Source organism: Streptomyces griseus subsp. griseus (assembly GCF_000720255.1).
Lineage (GTDB): Bacteria > Actinomycetota > Actinomycetes > Streptomycetales > Streptomycetaceae > Streptomyces > Streptomyces griseus_I.
In genome coordinates, this window is record NZ_JOJE01000013.1 from 116,687 (window position 1) to 136,162 (window position 19,476).

Consider the following 19,476-nt stretch of genomic DNA (forward strand, 5'->3'; position numbering starts at 1 on the left):
TCCAGGCGGCTCTACTCCTCGCCGCTGTTGGCAAGCCAGGACCCCGCGGTGACCCCGAGCTCGTCGAGATACGCGGCGGTCTTCTGGCAATAGAGGGACCCCATACCGAGGTTCGCGACCAGATCCTTTTCCGGCAGTATCTCGGCGAGCTTGATGATGAGCGATGTGATCTCGAACGACGCGTGCGTGCTCTCGTCGTTCCGCAACTGGGCGAGGACGTCGAGCGACTCGTCGCCCTGTTCCTTGCTCTTCCAGAAGTCCTTGACCCCTTCGCTGTTCCACCTCTTGGGGGTCAGGTCTTTCAGACCCTCGCTGAGGTCATGCTCCACGGTGGAATCGAATATGGCATTGGTGCATGTTTCGGCCGCCTTGCCGAGGGGGTCCTTCGGCTGGTCCTGAGTCGCCGCGACCTCCTCCTGCTGCTCCCTCATCCGAGCGGTCTCTGCCTTGGCGTCCTTCGTGGCCTTCGCCTTGTCCGCCTCTGACGTCCTGGGGTCGTTGACCTTCTGCACCATCGAACTGACTCGATGCGTGGTCTCGGCAAGCTCTTCCTGTTCCCCGTCCGGCTGCGCGAGCTCTTTCTGCTGCGTCCGGGGCGACTTGTAGCCCTGGATGATGTCGGCCGAGCTGCTCATCGGCATCATGGCCCAACGCCACTTGTTCGAGCCGTGACTCCGTTTCAAGGCGTCGTTCCCCTGCAGCACGATCGCGATCAGATGACCCCGCAGCTTCGGTGGCGTCTTGGGGTCGCAGATCATGCGCAGCGTGGAGGTCGTCCGCTTCACCACCAGGATGAGCATGGACCGCTCCTCGGGCGGCACGCTCTCGTCGTGGCCCACCTCCAGTGTGGAAGTCACCTGTTTCACGAGCGCCATCAACTGTTCCCGCAGCTCGCCGGGTGTTCCGCGGGCGCTGATGGCCACCAGCGCGATGGTCAGCTGTTCTACGCTCTCGATGACTCCTTGCCTGTCCTGCGGTGACGTCTTTGGGGCCTCGACCGCCCGCAGTGTGTCCGTCAATTTTTCAACGGTCGGGACGAGTTCCGCGGGTACGTGTTCCTTCTTCTCCTCCAGTGTGGTCGTTACGCCTTCAATTGCTTCCGTTTGCTCCGCCGGAGGTTCGGTCGTCCCTTGGTCCGTGCCCGTGCCCGTGCCCGTGCCCGTGTCCGACTCCGTGCCCGTGTCATGGGAACCTGACGATCCGTCAGATGACGGCGTTCGGTCCGAAGTCGCCGTATCACCCGGAGACGTCGTACCACCCGATGTCGACGGGGTGGGTGTGGGCGTCGGCGTGACACTCGGCGCCGACGGGGGAGGCGACGGGGGAGGCGACGGGGACGGCGACTCGAGGGTCGGCGGGGGCGAAGGAGGCGGTGTCGTCTGCGCGGGTACGCCGGCCCTGCTCGCGCCGTGGGCCTGAGACACTGTCACCGCAGTCGTCAGACCTGCCGGACACGCGAGCGCCGCAGCCAAGAGGGACGCGTTGACCCTGTGGAAGGCATGCCGCCGGGTGGTTCTGGCCATGGTGATTCCAGATGCGCTTCGAGGTGTGCTGCCTCATACGTTGCGGACCCGGCCCTATGACTCCACTCTTCACCCGGTCGGCGCATCCCGCAAGGCGAACCCCGGGTGACGGACCCGGTGTTGTCGCAGGTGTGGGGAGTTCGAGGACGAGTGGAGCAGACGGAGCCGTACGGGATCCGGACGGGGGCCTGTGGCGTCTACGCCGTTATGGACCTCGAAAAGCCACCAGTTCAGCCCCCGCGACAGGCGCCGCCCGAAGGGTGTCTCACCGTCGCGATCCGGATTCCCGTGCGGATCGTGGTGCTTGTGCTCGTCGTGCCGGTGCGGATGGTGTGGGACGCGCTCGTCGTCGTCGGGCGCGTCCTGAGGGACACCGTGCTCAGGCCGCTCGGGCGGGCGCTGTTGTGGCTCGGCAAGGCCCTGATCGTGTGGCCGGTGGTCGGCCTCTGGCGCTACGTCCTCGTCCCCGTCGGAAAGGCGCTGGCCTGGCTCGGGAAAGTGCTCGTCGTCGTGCCGCTCGTGTGGTTCCACCGGTATGTGCTCACACCGGTCGGACACGGCCTCGCGTGGCTGTACGCGCACGGGCTGACGCCCATCGGGCACGGGATCATGTGGCTGCTCAGGGGCATCGGAGCCGGGTTCGCCGCCCTCGGCCTCGGCGTGTACACCGCCGTGGCCCGGCTCGCCCGGTATCTGGTCGTCGTACCCGCCATGTGGCTGTACGAGTGGATCCTCGCGCCCGTCGGCCGGGCCGTCGCCCGGTGCGTGACCGGGCTCGTGCGGCTGGTCGGCATGGTCCTGTACTGGACCACCCGCATCCTGATCGTGCTGCCCGCGCTCGCCGCGTGGCGCTGGATCCTCACGCCCGTCGGGCGCGTCCTCGCGGTGATCGGGCGCGAGGTGTGGGACGCGCTCGGGCACGCCTGGCGGATCGCGGGGTACGTCTCGCGCGCCGTGGGGCGGTTTCTGGGGACGCTCTTGCGGTGGATCTTCGTGGAGCCGGTGCGGTGGGTGTACCGCACGGTGCTGACCCCGGTGGGGCACGTCGTACGGGACCTGGTGCTGCGGCCCGCCGCCGAGGCCGCCCGCGCCGTTCGACGGGCCACCCGGCAGGCCCTCGCCGCCGCCCGCGACTCGGTACGGCAGGCGCGCGCCGACCTCCGCCGCATGCTCCTCGGTGCGCCGCGGGAGCGGGAGGCGGTGGCCCGGCGGGAACCCTCGGGCCGCGAGACACGTACTCTTGGTAGCAGTACGACCGCTCTCACGAAGGACTAGGACACTGGGCAAGCGACAGCCCGAAGGCCCGCCGCCCGCACCCGCGGTGCAGCGCATCCGACTGCGTTACACCAAGCGCGGCCGCCTCCGGTTCACCAGCCACCGTGACTTCCAGCGCGCCTTCGAGCGTGCGTTGCGTCGTGCCGAGGTGCCGATGGCGTACTCGGCGGGATTCACGCCACATCCGAAGGTGTCGTACGCCAATGCCGCACCCACCGGCACGGGCAGTGAGGCGGAGTACCTGGAGATCGCGCTCACCGAGGCGCGCGACCCCGAGAAACTCAGGCTCCTCCTCGACGAGTCGATGCCCACCGGGCTCGACATCATCGACGCGGTCGAGGCCCGCACTCCGGGTCTGGCCGACCGGCTGACCGCCTCCGTGTGGGAGCTGCGGCTGGACGGGGCGGACCCCGCCGACGCCGGCCGCGCGGTCGAGGCCTTCAACGGGGCCGAGGCCGTCGAGGTCCAGCGCAAGACCAAGAACGGCGTCCGCACCTTCGACGCCCGACCCGCGGTCGTACAACTTGAAACGCAGAGTGATCCGGCTGATAGGCCGACCGACCAGCCCTGTGCGATACTGCGGCTGGTTGTTCGGCACGTGACGCCTGCCGTTCGACCCGACGACGTCCTGTCCGGTCTCCGCGCCGTGGCCGACCTGGCGCCGCCGGTCCCCGCAGCGGTGACCAGGCTGGCGCAGGGGCTGCTCGATGAAGAGACCGGCACGGTGACCGACCCGCTCGCGCCCGACCGCGAGGCAGCGGAGGCCCTCACAACGGCCGCCCCGACTGCCGCCGCGAAGGTGCCGGCGTAAGGAAGGTCCCGCGAAGGGACGGACGTCGTAGCGCCGCCCTCGGACTCGGGAGCCACCTGGGTCGGGCAGCGCACTGACCACAAGACTTTCGCCAGGCCGTACGCATTCGGCGTACGGAACCGGCGAGACAGGACACAGAGAGCTCCCGTGTGGCGCCCGCGCCCCGGACGGCGGCACCGCGCATCGCGCGAGCCGCGGACGTCAACGGCGATCGATGTGATCGACGCCGGACCAGGCGCGGCGCCCGGGAGCCTGACGGGAGAAACGCCCGCATGCTCGAGCCGACCGAACCCAACGAGTCCGTGACGGATTCCGAATCGAACAACAGCCCCAGCGACACGCTGCCGCCGCGCCGCCGGCGCCGTGCCGCGTCCCGCCCGGCCGGTCCGCCGACCGGTGCGGATGCCGTCTCCGCGGAGGAGCAGGCGGAGATTGTCGCGCCGGCCATACCGGCTGCGGCGGAGGACGAGGAAGAAAAGCTCGACGAGACGGTTGTGACCGTCGAGGCGACCGAGGCCGTCGAGGCCACCGAAGCTTCTGAGGCGACGGTGACCGCCGGGTCTCAGGCTCCCGCCGAGGAGGCCGCGCCCGCACGTAGCCGTCGTCGGGCGACGCGCCGTGCGTCAGCGCCCGCCGGGGCTCCGGCCGCGGTCGAGGCCGCGGAGACCGTCGTGCCGGTGGCTGCCGCTGCCGCTGCCGCGGAGACCGTCGTGCCGGAGGAGACCGCTGCCCCCGCTGCCGACGGATCGGCGCAGGCGGGAGAGGCCGAGCCGGCTGCTCCGGCCCGTCCCCGCCGTCGGGCCACGCGCCGCGCGTCAGCGCCCGCCGGGGCCCCCGCCCAGGCCGAGGTGGTCGACAGCGCGGCCCACGCATCCGGTGCCGCGGAGGCCACTCCCGCCGCCGAGACCGCCGAGGTGGCCGCCGCTGCCGAGGCCGACGGGGCCGCGCGCCCGCGCCGTCGTGCCACGCGCCGGGCGTCCGCGCCCGTGGGTGAGCCCAAGGAGACCGAGGGCGCTCAGGCCGCTGAGACTGCCGAGACCGCCGAGACGGTGGACGCCGTCGCCGGAGAGGCCGCCGCCCCCGCTGAGCCCGTCGCCCCCGCTGAGGAGGACGCTCCGCGTCGGGTGCGTCGCCGGGCCACGCGCCGCGTCGCCGCTCCCGCCGAGACGTCCGTGAGCGACGAGACGGCCCCGACCTCCGCGACCACCACCGTGGCCGAGGGCGAGTCCGCCGGCACACCGGCGTCGGAGGCACCCGCTGCGAACGGTGAGGCCCCTTCCGAGGCCGCCGAGGGTGCGGGCACCCGTACCGCCGCCGCTGCCGCGTCCGCCGAGGACGCCGGTGTTCAGGGTGACGAGGGCGGCTCGCCGCGCCGTGCCCGGCGGCGGGCTGTGCGCAAGGCCGCTGTCGGGTTCTCCGAGCCCGGGCGGGCGGAGGCCGGGGAGGCCGATGCACCGCGTCGGCCGGCGCGTCCCACTGTCGCCCTGTTCCAGGCGCCGGTGTTCGCCGAGCCGAGGTTCCAGACTCCGGAGCGAGCCGCCGCCGAGGCGGCCGCTGAGGCCGCCGACGACGTGGCCGAGGAGACCGTGGAGACCGAGGCCGCCGCAGAGCTCCCGGAGGAGCAGACCGGGTCGCGGCGCCGCCGTAGGCGCCGGGGTGCGGGCGGCGAGGAGGCCGAGTCCGGCCGGGCCGCCGTGACCGCCGAGACCGTCGAGACCGCTGAGGCGGAGGAGGCCGAGGAGTCGGCCGAGGACGGCGCCGAGGGCGACGACACGGAGGAGACCGGGTCGCGGCGTCGCCGTCGGCGTGGCGGCCGGCGTCGCCGTCGGGGCGACTCCGGTGACGCCGAGGGCGGCGAGTCCGGTGACGCCGAGTCCGACGAGGACACCGCCGAGCAGGCTGAGCAGGACGCCGAGGACACCGCCGAGCAAAACACCGAGGACGGCGAGGACGCAGAGGACGGCGAGGACGACGACAGGCACGGCGAGGAGGATGCCGGCGGGTCCAGCTCCAGCAGCCGTCGCCGCCGTCGCCGTCGCCGTCGGGCCGGTGACTCCGCCGCCGAGGCCGAGCCCGGCGAGGGCGACCCCGAGCGCACCGTCGTGAAGGTCCGCGAGCCCCGCCCGAAGGCCGAGCCGTCCGACGAGGTGCAGTCCATCAAGGGCTCCACCCGTCTGGAGGCGAAGAAGCAGCGCCGCCGCGAGGGGCGCGAGCAGGGCCGTCGCCGGGTCCCGATCATCACCGAGGCGGAGTTCCTGGCCCGCCGCGAGGCCGTCGAGCGCGTGATGGTCGTCCGGCAGAGCGGTGAGCGCACGCAGATCGGCGTCCTGGAGGACGGCGTGCTCGTCGAGCACTACGTCAACAAGGAGCAGTCGACCTCGTACGTCGGCAACGTCTACCTGGGCAAGGTCCAGAACGTGCTGCCGTCGATGGAGGCCGCCTTCATCGACATCGGCAAGGGACGCAACGCCGTCCTGTACGCCGGTGAGGTCAACTTCGAGGCGCTGGGCATGTCCAACGGGCCGCGCCGTATCGAGTCGGCGCTGAAGTCGGGCCAGTCGGTGCTCGTCCAGGTCACCAAGGACCCCATCGGGCACAAGGGCGCCCGCCTCACCAGCCAGGTCTCCCTGCCGGGCCGCTACCTCGTGTACGTCCCCGAGGGCTCGATGACCGGCATCAGCCGCAAGCTGCCCGACACCGAGCGGGCCCGGCTGAAGACCATCCTCAAGAAGATCGTCCCCGAGGACGCGGGCGTCATCGTGCGCACCGCCGCCGAGGGCGCGAGCGAGGACGAGCTGCGCCGTGACGTCGAGCGGCTCCAGGCGCAGTGGGAGGACATCAAGAAGAAGGCGAAGAGCGGCAACGCCCCGACGCTGCTGTACGGCGAGCCGGACATGACCGTCCGGGTCGTGCGCGACATCTTCAACGAGGACTTCTCCAAGGTCGTCGTCAGCGGTGACGAGGCCTGGTCGACCATCCACGGCTACGTCTCGCACGTCGCCCCGGACCTGGCCGAGCGCCTGTCGAAGTGGACCTCCGAGGTCGACGTCTTCGCCACCTACCGGATCGACGAGCAGCTCGCCAAGGCGCTGGACCGCAAGGTCTGGCTGCCCAGCGGCGGTTCGCTGGTGATCGACCGGACCGAGGCGATGGTCGTCGTCGACGTCAACACCGGCAAGTTCACCGGCCAGGGCGGCAACCTCGAGGAGACGGTCACCAGGAACAACCTGGAGGCGGCCGAGGAGATCGTGCGCCAGCTGCGGCTGCGCGACCTCGGCGGCATCATCGTCATCGACTTCATCGACATGGTGCTGGAGTCCAACCGGGATCTGGTGCTGCGTCGCCTCCTCGAGTGCCTGGGCCGCGACCGTACGAAGCACCAGGTCGCCGAGGTGACCTCGCTGGGGCTGGTGCAGATGACCCGCAAGCGGGTCGGCCAGGGGCTGCTGGAGTCGTTCTCCGAGACCTGCGTGCACTGCAACGGGCGCGGAGTCATCGTCCACATGGAGCAGCCGACCTCCGCCGGAGGCGGCGGCAAGCGCAAGAAGCGCGGCCGGGGCGGCGACGGACACGTCCACGAGCACGAGGCCGTGGCCCTCGAGACCACCGAGGCCGTGCTGACCGCCGAGGAGGAGGCGGAGAGCGAGGCCGAGATCGTCGCCGAGGTGGCCGAGCCGGTGGCCCTCAGCGCCCCCGACTTCGCGCCGGACGAGGAGCTGTACAGCAGCGTCGCGGAGGCGGAGGCCGCCGCCGGTCGCGGTCGCGGCAGGCGCCGGGCGAGCCGGCGGGTGTCGGCACCGGCCGGTGCGCCCAAGGCCGAAGCCCCGAAGGGCCGCGCGTCGAGGGACGGCGCCTCGAAGGGCGGTGCGAAGGCCGAGGCAGCGCAGGCCTCGCAGCCGGGTCAGCCGCTGGTTCAGCCGACGGCTCAGGACGTCACGGCCGAGGAAGAGGTCGAGCGTCCGGTGCTGCCGCAGGAGGCCACCGCCGCGCAGGCCGAGCCGATCGCCGCCGAGGACCCGGTCGTCGAGGCTCCGGCCGCCGAGGAAGCCGCGCCGAAGGGCCGTACGCGCCGCCGTGCGACCCGCAAGGTGTCCGCACCCGCCGGTTCGCCCGCGGGGGCGGAGGCCGCCGTGCTGACGGTCGCCGAGCCCGCGGAGCCGAAGGCGGCGGAGCCGGCTGAGGCAGCTCCGGCCGCCGAGGCCGCCGCGGTCGACGCAGAGGCTCCCGCCGAGAGCGCCGCTCCGGCCCGCCCCCGACGCCGTGCCGTGCGCAAGGCCACCGCGCCCACCGCGGCCGAGCAGACGGCCGTCGTGGTCGTCCCCGCGACCCCGGCGGAAGAGGCCACGGAGGCTCCTGCCGCCGAGGCCCCGGCCGCCGACGAGGCGGGCGAGGACGCCGCGCCGGCCAAGAAGACGGCCGCGCGCAAGACGGCGAAGAAGGCCACGGCGAAGAAGGCCGCGACCAAGAAGACCGCGGCCGCCAAGAAGACGGCCGCGAAGAAGACGACGGCGAAGAAGGCCACGGCGAAGAAGGCCACGGCCAAGAAGACGTCGGCCGCGGAACAGACGGCGCCGTCCGTCTCCGCCACCACGGAGGACTGACCTCTGCCGACGGGAGACTGACCTCCACCCGTCAGACGCCGCGAACACAGAAGCGCGGGACACCGGATCACACCGTGTCCCGCGCTTCTGCGTTCGTTCGGCCTTGCCCGGTTCTGGTCTCCATCATGGCGACGAAGGCCACCTCGGCGGTGGGCGAGGAGGACAGGTTCGAGGACCTGTCGGAGCGTTTCGGCCGGGGGTTCCACCCCCTCGGTGAGGTGGGGACGGAGTTCTTCCTGGGGATCGACGAAGACGGTGTCCTGTACCTTCTCGCCGCCTGGGCGTTCCGTCTGGGACCCTCGGACGATGCGCTGGAGAACCTGATCAGGGGCGTGAAGGCGGAGAAGCTGCAGCTTCCCGGCTGAACGCCACACTGAGAGCACGGGGCCCGGTTTGACCCCTCAAGCCGAGCCCCGTAACCTTGACCGTCGGCGTGTCGAGTGGCACGCCACATCCCCGTAAACCTCTTCCTCCCGGGTACTTCGGTGGCTGGGAGAGGCCGTTCGTGTTCATGCCCGGGCGGCTGGACTGCGGGGGTGCCGTTCCCGAGCGAGAGAGTGAGATCCGCGTGTACGCCATCGTGCGCAGCGGTGGTCGCCAGCACAAGGTTGCTGTCGGCGACATCGTTGAGGTTGACAAGATTTCCACCGCCAAGGTTGGCGACACGGTCGAGCTCTCGACCCTGCTCGTTGTCGACGGCGACGCTGTGACCAGCGACCCGTGGGTGCTGGCCGGCATCAAGGTCCAGGCCGAGGTCGTGGACCACCACAAGGGTGTGAAGATCGACATCCTTCGCTACAAGAACAAGACCGGCTACCGCCGTCGTCAGGGCCACCGCCAGCAGTACACGGCGATCAAGGTCACTGAGATCCCCGCGGCTGCGAAGTAAGGGACTGAGGAGAAATGGCACACAAGAAGGGCGCATCGTCCACCCGGAACGGTCGCGACTCCAATGCCCAGCGGCTCGGCGTGAAGCGCTTCGGCGGTCAGGTCGTCAACGCGGGTGAGATCCTGATCCGTCAGCGTGGCACCCACTTCCACCCGGGCTCCGGCGTCGGCCGCGGCGGCGACGACACGCTGTTCGCCCTGCAGGCCGGTTCGGTGCAGTTCGGCACCCACCGTGGCCGCAAGGTCGTGAACATCGTTCCGGTCGCCTGAGGTCAGGCTTAGATCGGAATCTTTCGCGAGGCGGACCTCACTTCCCGGGCGGGAAGGCGGGTCCGCCTTTCGCGTGTTACGCAATAGACAAGCTCGTACGTACTGAAGTGCTGGAGGCACCCCACCATGACCACCTTCGTGGACCGCGTCGAACTGCATGTCGCCGCGGGTAACGGAGGTCACGGCTGTGCCTCCGTCCACCGGGAGAAGTTCAAGCCGCTGGGCGGTCCGGACGGCGGGAACGGCGGACGCGGCGGCGACGTGATCCTCACCGTCGACCAGTCGGTGACCACCCTCCTCGACTACCACCACTCCCCGCACCGCAAGGCCACCAACGGCAAGCCCGGTGAGGGCGGCAACCGGTCCGGCAAGGACGGGCAGGACCTGGTCCTCGAGGTGCCGGACGGCACGGTCGTCCTCGACAGGGCGGGCAACGTGCTGGCCGACCTGGTCGGGCACGGCACGTCCTTCGTCGCCGCACAGGGCGGCCGGGGCGGCCTCGGCAACGCGGCGCTGGCGTCCGCGCGGCGCAAGGCGCCCGGGTTCGCGCTGCTCGGGGAGCCGGGGGACCTGCACGACATCGTCCTGGAGCTGAAGACCGTCGCCGACGTGGCGCTGGTCGGCTATCCGAGCGCCGGGAAGTCGTCCCTGATCTCCGTGCTGAGCGCGGCCAAGCCGAAGATCGCCGACTACCCGTTCACCACGCTGGTCCCGAACCTGGGTGTGGTGACCGCCGGGTCGACCGTCTACACCATCGCCGACGTCCCCGGTCTCATCCCGGGTGCCAGCCAGGGCAAGGGCCTGGGCCTTGAGTTCCTGCGGCACGTCGAGCGGTGCAGTGTGCTCGTGCACGTCCTCGACACGGCCACGCTGGAGTCCGACCGCGACCCCGTCTCCGACCTCGACATCATCGAGGAGGAGCTCCGGCAGTACGGCGGCCTCGACAATCGCCCCCGCATCGTCGTCCTGAACAAGATCGACGTACCGGACGGCAAGGACCTCGCCGAGATGGTGCGCCCCGATCTGGAGGCGCGCGGCTACCGCGTCTTCGAGGTGTCGGCCGTCGCGCACATGGGGCTGAAGGAGCTGTCGTTCGCGCTGGCGGACCTCGTGGGCCGGGCCCGTGCGGCCAAGCCCAAGGAGGAGGCCACGCGGATCGTCATCCGGCCCAAGGCCGTGGACGACACCGGCTTCACGGTCACCCGCGAGGACGAGGGGCTGTTCCGGGTCCGGGGCGAGAAGCCCGAACGCTGGGTGCGCCAGACCGACTTCAACAACGACGAGGCCGTCGGCTACCTCGCGGACCGGCTCAACCGGCTCGGTGTCGAAGAGGAGTTGATGAAGGCCGGCGCCCGGTCCGGCGACGGTGTCGCCATCGGTCCGGAGGACAACGCGGTCGTCTTCGACTGGGAGCCGTCCATGATGTCCGGTGCGGAGATGCTCGGCCGGCGTGGCGAGGACCACCGCTTCGAGGCTCCGCGGCCCGCGACCCAGCGTCGCCGCGACCGCCAGGCCGCGCGGGACGAGGCGTCGGAGGAGTTCGAGGGATTCGAGCCGTTCTAGGGGTATCCGCAGGTGCGGACCACCTGACGTAAAGTCGCGTTCAACCCGTTGCCCCCCAGGGGCAACGGGTTTTCTCTTGTCTCTCTTTTTGTCATGTACGTGAACGTCGGCGTTCAGCGGGCGGACCCGCTTGGCGTGGGAGCTTCCGATGGTCAAGAGGCCACCCACACAAGGGAGTTCCCCGATGACCGGCGTGACCCGAGCCGTTTCGTCCGACCGTCGTCGCTTTCTCACCGCCGGCGCGGCTGTGGTGGGGGCGGCCGCCTCCGCGCAGTTGTGGCTGCCGTCGACCGCCCGGGCCGCCGGGAAAGCGCTGCCCGACGGGGTGTTCAGCCTGGGCGTCGCCTCGGGCGACCCGCTGCCCGACGGGGTGGTGCTGTGGACGCGGCTCGCCCCCGATCCGCTGCACGGCGGCGGCATGCCGGACCAGGCCGTGCCGGTGGAGTGGGAGATCGCCGCGGACGAGAAGTTCAGCACGGGAGTGCGGCGCGGTGTCGCCCAGGCGCGGCCCGAGTACGGGCACAGCGTTCACGTGGATGTACGGGGGCTGTGGCCCGGGCGGGCGTACTGGTACCGCTTCCGCGCCGGCGGGCAGATCTCCCGGGTCGGCCGCACCCGCACCGCGCCCGCCCCGCGCAGCTCCGGCGGTTCGTTGCGCCTTGCGCTCGCCTCCTGCCAGAACTGGCAGCAGGGCTACTTCACGGCGTACGCCGACATGCTGGCCCAGGATCCGGACGTCGTCCTCTTCGTCGGCGACTACATCTACGAGTCGACGCCCTCGGCGACCGCGCTGCGCAAGCACGAGGGGAGCGGCGAGCCGTACACCCTCACCCAGTACCGCAACCGGTACGCCCAGTACCGCACCGACCCGCACCTGCAGAAGATGCACGCCGGCGCACCCTGGGTGGTCACCTTCGACGACCACGAGGTCGACAACGACTTCGCCGGCGAGATTCCGCAGGACCCCGACAAGCAGACGCACGACGCGTTCGTGGCCCGGCTGACCGCGGCCTACCAGGCGTACTACGAGCACATGCCGGTGCGTGCCGCGGCGATCCCGAACGGGCCGCACATCCGGATGTACCGCCGCCTGGAGTTCGGGCGGCTGGCCCGGCTCAACGTGCTGGACACCCGGCAGTACCGCAGCGACCAGGCCACCAGCCAGGAGGGCGCCCGCAATCCGGCCCTCACCATGCTCGGCGCCGCGCAGAAGCGGTGGCTCCTCGACGGGCTGCACGACTCGCCCGCCCGCTGGAACCTCGTCGCCTCGCAGATCATGATGGCCGAGACGGACCTGCTGGTCGGCGCGGGCAAGCAGTGGTTCTACGACGCCTGGGACGGCTACCAGGCCGAACGCAACCAGTTCCTGGAGGAGTTCAGGAGCGTGCGCAATCCGGTGGTGCTCACCGGCGACCGGCACCTGACGATGGTCAGCGACCTGAAGGCCGACTTCGCCGACCCGAAGTCCGCCGTCGTCGGTGCCGAGTTCGTCGGCACCTCCATCTCCAGCAACGGCGACCAGGACCAGGCCGCCTTCCGCAAGGAGTGGGACCCGCGCCGGGCGGACAACCCGCACTGGAAGCTCGTCGACGCCCACCGCGGCTACCACCTCTTCGACATCCGCCGCGACCGCGTCGACGCGCAGGTGCGCACCGTGGACACGGTGCTGAAGCCCACCGCGAAGGCCGGCACGCTGGCCCGGTTGCGGGTCGACGCGGGGAAGCCGGGTGTGCGGGTGGTATGACCCGCGTAAGGCCGACGCGACGATCGTGAAATTGGTGTGAGCGGTGCCCGGGACGCGTTCCGGGCACCTTTCGCCGTTTCCGGGGTAGCAGTTCATCGAAGGTGCCGCTGGGTCCATCCGACGTCACTTTGAGCAATCTCGGATACTTGTGGAGTTACTCACAGCAATTCCAGTGGGCGTTCGACAAGGCCTCGGCCATCACCAGCAGTGCAAGGTGAATGCAGGGTTGCGCGCACATATGCGGTGCACGGCGCTCACCTTGCACTGCGGTTGCCGCAAGTGGGACCATTCCCCCGTTCCCTGTCGCCCCAAGGTAGGTCCTCTGTGTCCCAGCACATAGCCAAGCCCCGTACCACCGCAGTGATCCTGGCCGGTGGTACCGGCCAGCGGGTGGGTCTCTCGATCCCCAAGCAGCTGCTGAAGATCGCCGGCAAGGCAGTCATCGAGCACACCCTGTCCACCTTCGAGAAGGCGGACTCCATCGATGACATCATCGTGCTGATGGCACCCGGTTACGTGCCCGACATCGAGAAGATCGTCGCCAAGGCCGGGCTCACGAAGGTCAAGAAGATCATCGAGGGCGGCACCACCCGCAACGAGACCACCGAGCGCGCCATCAGCGCCCTCGGCGAGGGCCTGGGCGAGGGCGAGGACCTCAACGTCCTCTTCCACGACGCCGTGCGCCCGCTGCTCTCGCAGCGCGTCATAGACGACTGCGTCGTGGCGCTGGAGCGCTACCAGGCCGTCGACGTTGCCATCCCGTCCGCCGACACCATCATCGTCACCCGCACCCACGGCGAGGACGGCGAGTTCATCACCGAGATCCCGGACCGCTCCCGGCTGCGCCGCGGCCAGACCCCGCAGGCCTTCAAGCTGTCCACGATCAAGCGGGCCTACGAGGTCGCCGCCGGTGACCCCAACTTCCAGGCCACCGACGACTGCTCCGTCGTGCTCAAGTACCTGCCGGACGTGCCGATCCACGTCGTCGCGGGCGACGAGTACAACATGAAGGTCACCCAGCCCGTCGACGTCTTCATCGCCGACAAGCTGTTCCAGCTCGCCTCCACCGCCACGCCCGAGCAGAACGGCGAGGAGGTCTACCGCGAGCTGCTGACCGGCAAGACGGTCGTGGTCTTCGGCGGTTCCTACGGCATCGGCAAGGACATCTCCGAACTCGCCGAGTCCTACGGCGCCAAGGTGTACGCGCTGGGCCGCTCCACCACCGGCACCCACGTGGAGAACCCGGAGGAGGTCGACGACGCGCTGTCCAAGGCGTACGCGGAGACCGGACGCATCGACTACGTCGTCAACACCGCGGGCGTGCTGCGCATAGGGAAGTTGGCCGAGACCGACAACGCCACCATCGAGGAGGCGCTGAAGGTCAACTACCTCGCGCCGGTGCAGATCGCGCGCTCCTCCTACAAGTACCTGTCCGAGACCAAGGGGCAGTTGCTGCTGTACACCTCCAGCAGCTACACCCGCGGCCGCGCCGAGTACAGCCTCTACTCCTCGACCAAGGCCGCGATGGTGAACCTCACCCAGGCGCTGTCCGACGAGTGGGCGGGCGACGGCATCCGCGTCAACTGCGTCAACCCGGAGCGCACGGCGACCCCGATGCGCACCAAGGCCTTCGGGCAGGAGCCCGCGGGCAGCCTGCTCTCCTCCGAGGCCGTGGCCCGCACCTCGCTGGACGTGCTGCTGTCCGAGCTGACGGGACACGTCATCGACGTCCGCCAGCAGGACCCGACCGCGGCGGCGGGCAAGGCGTCCGGGTTCGAGCAGGCCCTCGCCAGTGTTCTGGACCGCCAGGACGGCGTGGCATAATCATCTAAATAGCTTCTGTTATTCAGGCCTCTGTGGCTGCCGGTTCACCTGGCATTCGCAGAGGCCTGAGTCCGTAAAATTCCCAGACCGTTCACAAGGTATTTTCCGGACCTTTTCAGCTTTGCAACCGGCCCCCTCCAAGAGCAGGTTCTCCGTGATATCCACCGCAATCCGCGTCGCCCGGGTCGGCAGCGCGGCCGAGCTGGCCGCGGCGGTCCTCATGATGCTGGGCTTCCCGGCGCTCATGCTGGCCGCGCTCGTCCCGAGCGTCCCCGCCTTCGCGGCCGCGACCGCCGTGACGTACCTGTCGGACCACTATCTGCACCGCAAGGGCAGCTACCTCGTCAGCCGCCTGAGCAAGGTGCGGGCCGGTCTGTCGATCCGCTTCCTGATCCGACAGCTGCTGCTGGTGCTCCTGCTGGCCCGCCTGGACCTCAGAGACGACCTGGTCTTCTACGCGGCGATCGCCTGCTTCATCGCCTTCTACGGCCTCCAGGCCCCGCACGGCGCGCTGACCACGTTCATCCGCAACCGCCGCCGGATGCCGGTCGCCACCCGCAACGTCGACCTGAAGACGCGCATCCGCATCCCGGACGCGCCCCCGAAGCGGCTGCTGAGCCGCTCCGCGGAGAAGATCCTGCACCTCGACCTGGCGGCCGTCATCGGCGTCCTGGTCTCGGCGGCCACCGACTCTTCCGTGGCCGGCTTCGTCGGTATCGGCCTGACCCTGGCGCTCGGCTGCCTCTACGTCGTCGCGCTGATGCCGTACGCCCGCGGCAGGAAGACGCCCCCGAGGGACGACCAGGTGCTGGCCGCCGTCGACGACTGGCTGGGCGTGTACAAGCCGCAGACGGTGCTGTACTTCTCCGGCTCCAAGGACTCCGCCTACCAGGTCAACATGTGGCTGGAGACCATGGAGCAGCTGGAGTCGCGGCCGCTGATCATCCTGCGTGAGCGCGTCATCCTGGCCAACCTGGCGCCCACCACGGTTCCCGTCATCTGCGTGCCCGGAGGGGTGCACCTGATGAACATGAACCTGGCCACGGTGCGGGTCGCGCTGTACGCGGCGAACGTCGGCAAGAACATCCACATGCTGCGCGTGCCCACCATGAAGCACGTCTTCATCGGCCACGGCGACAGCGACAAGCTCGCCAGCGTCAACCCGTACAGCAAGGTGTACGACGAGGTGTGGACCGCCGGCCGGGCCGGCCGCGACCGCTACGCCATCGCCGACGTCGGTGTCCGCGACGAGGACATCGTGGAGGTCGGCCGCCCGCAGCTGGCGCCGATCGAGACCTGGCAGGGCGTGCCCGAGGGCCGTATCCCCACCGTGCTGTACGCCCCGACCTGGGAGGGCTGGGACGACAACCCCGGCAACACCTCCATCCTGCTCGCGGGCGAGAACATCGTGAAGCGGCTGCTGACGGCCGACGCGCCGGTCCGGGTGCTGTACAAGCCGCACCCCTTCACCGGCACCCGCAGCCCCAAGGCCGCCGCCGCCCACCGGCGCATCAAGTCCCTGATCGAGAAGGCCGCCGCCGAGCGCGCCGCCGACCCCGCCTTCAAGACCGACGCGGCCGTCCAGGCCGAGGCCAAGGCCGAGCTGAGCCGCGTCGAGGCCCGCCTGGCCGAGCTGTCCGGCGGCGGTGGCGCCAACGGCGACGAGGCCGAGGGCAGCCGGGACGGCATGGTCGACGTCAGGAAGCACCAGGAGATCGCCCGGCTGCGCGCCGAGTGGAACGACGCCCACTGGCGTTCCATCCCGACGTGGGAGCACCGCGTCGTCACGGGCGCTCAGCCGCGCCTGTACGACTGCTTCAACGTCTCCGACGCGATGGTCTCCGACATCTCCAGTGTCGTCTCCGACTTCATCGCCAGTGGCAAGCCGTACGCGGTGACGGACTCCGCCGAGCTCGGGGTGGAGGAGTTCAAGCTGCAGAACACGGCGGTGCGCGCGGCCGTGATCCTGTCCAACAGCGCCGTCGAGATCGGCGAGCTGCTGGACGCCGTACGCGACCCGGCCGCCGACCCGCTGGCCGAGGACCGGGTGGAGCTGAAGCAGTACCTGCTGGGGCCGGACGAGCCGACCTCCATCCAGCAGTTCAACACCGCCGTGACGAACCTGGCGCTCAAGGCCGAGGCCCGCAACGTCGGCCAGACCTCACGGGTCGCCGCCGAGCAGGCGGAACTGGCGAACGCGGTCCCGGGGCAGCGTGTGACGACCTCCGGCGACGCCGAGGGGGTGACGGCGGGCTGACCTGAGGTTTTGCCCGTGAGCAGGGTTCGGCCCCGAGGAGCGATCCTCGGGGCCGAACCTGTTTGAGTCCTGTGATGCGGATCACTGAAGAGGGGAGGCAACCGCATGTTCCGGTTACCCGTCTACCTGGTATCCAAGCAGTTGATACGGGGTGAACGCCCCGTAATGAGGGGGAAACGTGGCCGTTACGCAGCCTGACGTCACCGTGGTCATCGGGGCGTACGAGGCGATGCCGTATCTGGTCGAGTGCCTCGCGTCCGTCGAAGCGCAGACTCTGGACCCGGCCCGCATCGAGGTCGTCGCCGTCGACGACGGTTCCAAGGACGGCACCGGCGAGTACCTGGAGGAGTTCGCCGCACGTGCCCCGATGCCCGTGACGGTGATCCGCCAGGAGAACTCCGGCGGCCCCAGCGGTCCACGCAACGTCGGCCTCGGCAAGGCCGCCGGGCGCTACGTCTTCTTCCTCGACGCCGATGACCGGCTCGGCCCCGAGGCCCTGGAGCGCATGGTCGCCATGGCCGACAAGGCCGGCACCGACGTGGTGCTCGGCAAGGTCGAGGGCGTCAACCGCAACGCGCCCAAGTCGATGTTCAACAAGACGCTTGAGCGCACCGACGTCTACTCCTCCAACATCAAGTTCACGCTCAGCGCCCAGAAGCTCTTCCGCCGCGCCTTGCTGGAACGTCACGGCATGCGCTTCGACGAGTCCCTGTGGACCGGCGAGGACGCGCTGTTCACGCTGGAGGCGTATCTGCGGGCCGACGGCATCTCCGTCGTCGCCGACCACACCTGCTACTACCTGGTGGGCCGCGACGACGGCAAGCACGTCACCAAGAGCGGCAGCTACACCCTGCGCTTCGACTCCGCACGCGCCCTGATGGGCCTCATCGAGCGGATGGTTCCGGCGGGCCCCAAGCGGGACGTGCTGATGGTCCGCCCCTTCACCGTGACCCTGCTGCCGCAGTTCGGGCCGGTGTTCCTGCGGGACAGCGAGGAGGTCCGGCGCACCAAGATGGAGCTGGCCAAGCCGCTGATGGACGCCCACTGGAACGAGGGCGTCGCGCAGCGCATCAAGGTCCAGGAGCGGCTGCGGCTGCACCTGGTGGCCATGCAGCGCCCCGACCTGCTCAAGGACGTCCTCGAGTTCGTCAAGGCCAAGCGCGAGCCCGACCCGGTCCTGAAGAAGCAGAACACCCGGCTCTACCTCGCCTATCCCCACTTCCGGGACCGCAAGGCGGGCGTCCCCGACCGCGTCTACCTCGCCGAAGCGCGCGAGGCCAAGGGCTACCCGGGCTGGCGCAAGGGACCGGCGGAGACGTTCCTCCGCCGGGCCAAGCGCAAGGTGCGGCGCACGCTGCGCCGAGCGCTCCCCTCGCGCGGGAGCAGGCCGGGCGGCGCGACCGCGGCGTAGGGCGGCGGCTGTCCGGGAGCTGGACCGGCGCGCGCCCGGGGGTCCCCTTCGCGTAGATTGCCAGGCGGGTAGCCGTCATTGCGCGAGGGGACAGACACCAAGGTGGCAGGGGCAAGGCAGGCCGTGAGCGAGGCCCGCAGGATCGTCGTCAAGGTGGGCTCCTCGTCGCTGACCACCGCGTCCGGCGGCCTCGACGCAGACCGCGTCGACGCGCTCGTCGACGTCCTCGCCAAGAGCCGCAGCGGGGGAGAGAGGGAGATCGTCCTGGTCTCCTCCGGTGCCATCGCCGCCGGGCTCGCTCCGCTGGGCCTGCGCCGCCGCCCCAGGGACCTCGCGCGCCAGCAGGCCGCCGCCAGCGTCGGCCAGGGCCTGCTGGTGGCCCGCTACACCGCTTCCTTCGCCCGCTATGGCGTCCGCGTCGGCCAGGTGCTGCTGACCAGCGACGACATGAGCCGTCGCGCCCACCACCGCAACGCCTCCCGCACCCTCGACAAGCTGCTGGCGATGGGTGCCTTCCCGATCGTCAACGAGAACGACACCGTAGCCACGGACGAGATCCGCTTCGGTGACAACGACCGCCTCGCGGCCCTCGTCGCCCACCTCGTGCACGCCGACCTGCTGGTGCTGCTGTCCGACGTGGACGGCGTCTACGACGGCGACCCCAGCAAGCCCGGCACCTCGCGGATAGCGGAGGTCCACGGGCCCGAGGACCTCGCGCACGTGGACATCGGCAGCGCGGGCAAGGCGGGCGTCGGTACCGGCGGCATGGTCACCAAGGTCGAGGCGGCCCGGATCGCGGCCGCCGCCGGTATCCCCGTCGTCCTCACCAGCGCCGTGCACGCCGCCGACGCGCTCTCCGGCGGCGACACCGGCACCTACTTCCACTCCACCGGCAAACGCTCCGGCGGTCGGTTGCTGTGGCTCCAGCACGCCTCCACCCCGCAGGGGGCCCTGACCCTGGACGACGGTGCCGTACGGGCGGTCGTCGAGCGGCGCAAGTCCCTGCTGCCGGCCGGGATCGCGGCCGTCGAGGGCGAGTTCAGCGCCGGGGACCCCGTCGAACTGCGGGACACCCGGGGCCAGGCGGTGGCGCGCGGGCTCGTCAACTTCGATGCCAAGGAGATCCCCCGGCTGATCGGCCGCTCCACCCGTGAGCTGGCCCGCGAGCTGGGCGCCGAGTACGAGCGCGAGGTCGTCCACCGGGACGACCTGGTGATCCTGCGCTGACTCCGCGCGGAGCCGACAGCGTAAACAGCGATCGAACGCCCGCTCTCGGTGGGGGACGTTCCGTGAAACCGCCCCACGATCC

Annotated in this window: 14 protein-coding genes; 12 read left to right on the plus strand and 2 right to left on the minus strand. The window is 70.4% G+C overall.

Translation table 11 applies throughout. The features are described from left to right. Nucleotides 1–11: 11 nt before the first annotated feature. Nucleotides 12–1,019, minus strand: coding sequence for a hypothetical protein (locus IG99_RS19230; protein WP_037675610.1), 1,008 nt, complete (start codon nucleotides 1,017–1,019; stop codon nucleotides 12–14). Nucleotides 1,020–1,236: 217 nt separating this feature from the next. Then, nucleotides 1,237–1,455 (minus strand): hypothetical protein, encoded by a 219-nt coding sequence (locus tag IG99_RS48770; protein WP_037675612.1) that lies wholly within the window; start codon nucleotides 1,453–1,455, stop codon nucleotides 1,237–1,239. Nucleotides 1,456–1,730: 275 nt separating this feature from the next. Here IG99_RS48770 and IG99_RS19240 point away from each other — a divergent pair, with 275 nt between their 5' ends. The 12 genes from IG99_RS19240 to proB all read left to right on the plus strand — a co-directional run bounded on the left by IG99_RS19240 (nucleotide 1,731) and on the right by proB (nucleotide 19,394). Continuing rightward, nucleotides 1,731–2,798: a hypothetical protein gene (locus IG99_RS19240; protein ID WP_037675613.1), complete on the plus strand. Its 1,068-nt coding sequence runs from the start codon at nucleotides 1,731–1,733 to the stop codon at nucleotides 2,796–2,798. A 46-nt stretch (nucleotides 2,799–2,844) separates the two neighbouring features. Then, on the plus strand, nucleotides 2,845–3,609 hold the full coding sequence (locus IG99_RS19245; protein WP_037675615.1) for a TIGR03936 family radical SAM-associated protein: 765 nt from the start codon (nucleotides 2,845–2,847) through the stop codon (nucleotides 3,607–3,609). Between the two features lie 272 nt (nucleotides 3,610–3,881). Further along, on the plus strand, nucleotides 3,882–8,210 hold the full coding sequence (locus IG99_RS19250) for an Rne/Rng family ribonuclease (RefSeq protein WP_037675616.1): 4,329 nt from the start codon (nucleotides 3,882–3,884) through the stop codon (nucleotides 8,208–8,210). A gap of 125 nt (nucleotides 8,211–8,335) precedes the next feature. Beyond that, nucleotides 8,336–8,575 (plus strand): SUKH-3 domain-containing protein, encoded by a 240-nt coding sequence (locus tag IG99_RS19255; RefSeq protein WP_037675617.1) that lies wholly within the window; start codon nucleotides 8,336–8,338, stop codon nucleotides 8,573–8,575. Between the two features lie 203 nt (nucleotides 8,576–8,778). Beyond that, the gene (rplU, locus tag IG99_RS19260; RefSeq protein WP_007381993.1) at nucleotides 8,779–9,099 is read left to right on the plus strand and encodes a 50S ribosomal protein L21; all 321 of its coding nucleotides are present in this window, start codon (nucleotides 8,779–8,781) and stop codon (nucleotides 9,097–9,099) included. A 14-nt stretch (nucleotides 9,100–9,113) separates the two neighbouring features. Continuing rightward, a complete protein-coding gene (gene rpmA / locus IG99_RS19265; RefSeq protein ID WP_030317577.1) occupies nucleotides 9,114–9,368 on the plus strand; it encodes a 50S ribosomal protein L27 in 255 nt (84 codons plus the stop codon). 126 nt (nucleotides 9,369–9,494) lie between these two features. Then, nucleotides 9,495–10,931: a GTPase ObgE gene (gene obgE / locus IG99_RS19270; RefSeq protein ID WP_037675621.1), complete on the plus strand. Its 1,437-nt coding sequence runs from the start codon at nucleotides 9,495–9,497 to the stop codon at nucleotides 10,929–10,931. Between the two features lie 184 nt (nucleotides 10,932–11,115). Then, nucleotides 11,116–12,675 (plus strand): alkaline phosphatase D family protein, encoded by a 1,560-nt coding sequence (locus IG99_RS19275; protein ID WP_037675623.1) that lies wholly within the window; start codon nucleotides 11,116–11,118, stop codon nucleotides 12,673–12,675. A gap of 324 nt (nucleotides 12,676–12,999) precedes the next feature. Beyond that, entirely contained in the window at nucleotides 13,000–14,499 is a 1,500-nt protein-coding gene (locus IG99_RS19280) for a bifunctional cytidylyltransferase/SDR family oxidoreductase (RefSeq protein WP_037675625.1), read from the plus strand. A 154-nt stretch (nucleotides 14,500–14,653) separates the two neighbouring features. Then, a complete protein-coding gene (locus tag IG99_RS19285; protein ID WP_037675627.1) occupies nucleotides 14,654–16,756 on the plus strand; it encodes a hypothetical protein in 2,103 nt (700 codons plus the stop codon). A 178-nt stretch (nucleotides 16,757–16,934) separates the two neighbouring features. Continuing rightward, the gene (locus tag IG99_RS19290; protein ID WP_037675629.1) at nucleotides 16,935–18,167 is read left to right on the plus strand and encodes a glycosyltransferase family 2 protein; all 1,233 of its coding nucleotides are present in this window, start codon (nucleotides 16,935–16,937) and stop codon (nucleotides 18,165–18,167) included. Between the two features lie 123 nt (nucleotides 18,168–18,290). Beyond that, nucleotides 18,291–19,394 carry a glutamate 5-kinase gene (gene proB / locus IG99_RS19295; RefSeq protein ID WP_037675631.1) on the plus strand — a complete coding sequence of 368 codons (1,104 nt, stop codon included), beginning with the start codon at nucleotides 18,291–18,293 and terminating at the stop codon, nucleotides 19,392–19,394. Nucleotides 19,395–19,476: the final 82 nt, after the last annotated feature.

Excerpts from the sequence above, each read along its gene's own strand:
- IG99_RS19240 (WP_037675613.1), top strand. The coding sequence starts at position 1,731 with ATGGACCTCGAAAAGCCACCAGTTCAGCCCCCGCGACAGGCGCCGCCC.
- IG99_RS19250 (WP_037675616.1), top strand. The coding sequence starts at position 3,882 with ATGCTCGAGCCGACCGAACCCAACGAGTCCGTGACGGATTCCGAATCG.
- IG99_RS19255 (WP_037675617.1), top strand. The coding sequence starts at position 8,336 with ATGGCGACGAAGGCCACCTCGGCGGTGGGCGAGGAGGACAGGTTCGAG.
- rpmA (WP_030317577.1), top strand. The coding sequence starts at position 9,114 with ATGGCACACAAGAAGGGCGCATCGTCCACCCGGAACGGTCGCGACTCC.
- obgE (WP_037675621.1), top strand. The coding sequence starts at position 9,495 with ATGACCACCTTCGTGGACCGCGTCGAACTGCATGTCGCCGCGGGTAAC.
- IG99_RS19275 (WP_037675623.1), top strand. The coding sequence starts at position 11,116 with ATGACCGGCGTGACCCGAGCCGTTTCGTCCGACCGTCGTCGCTTTCTC.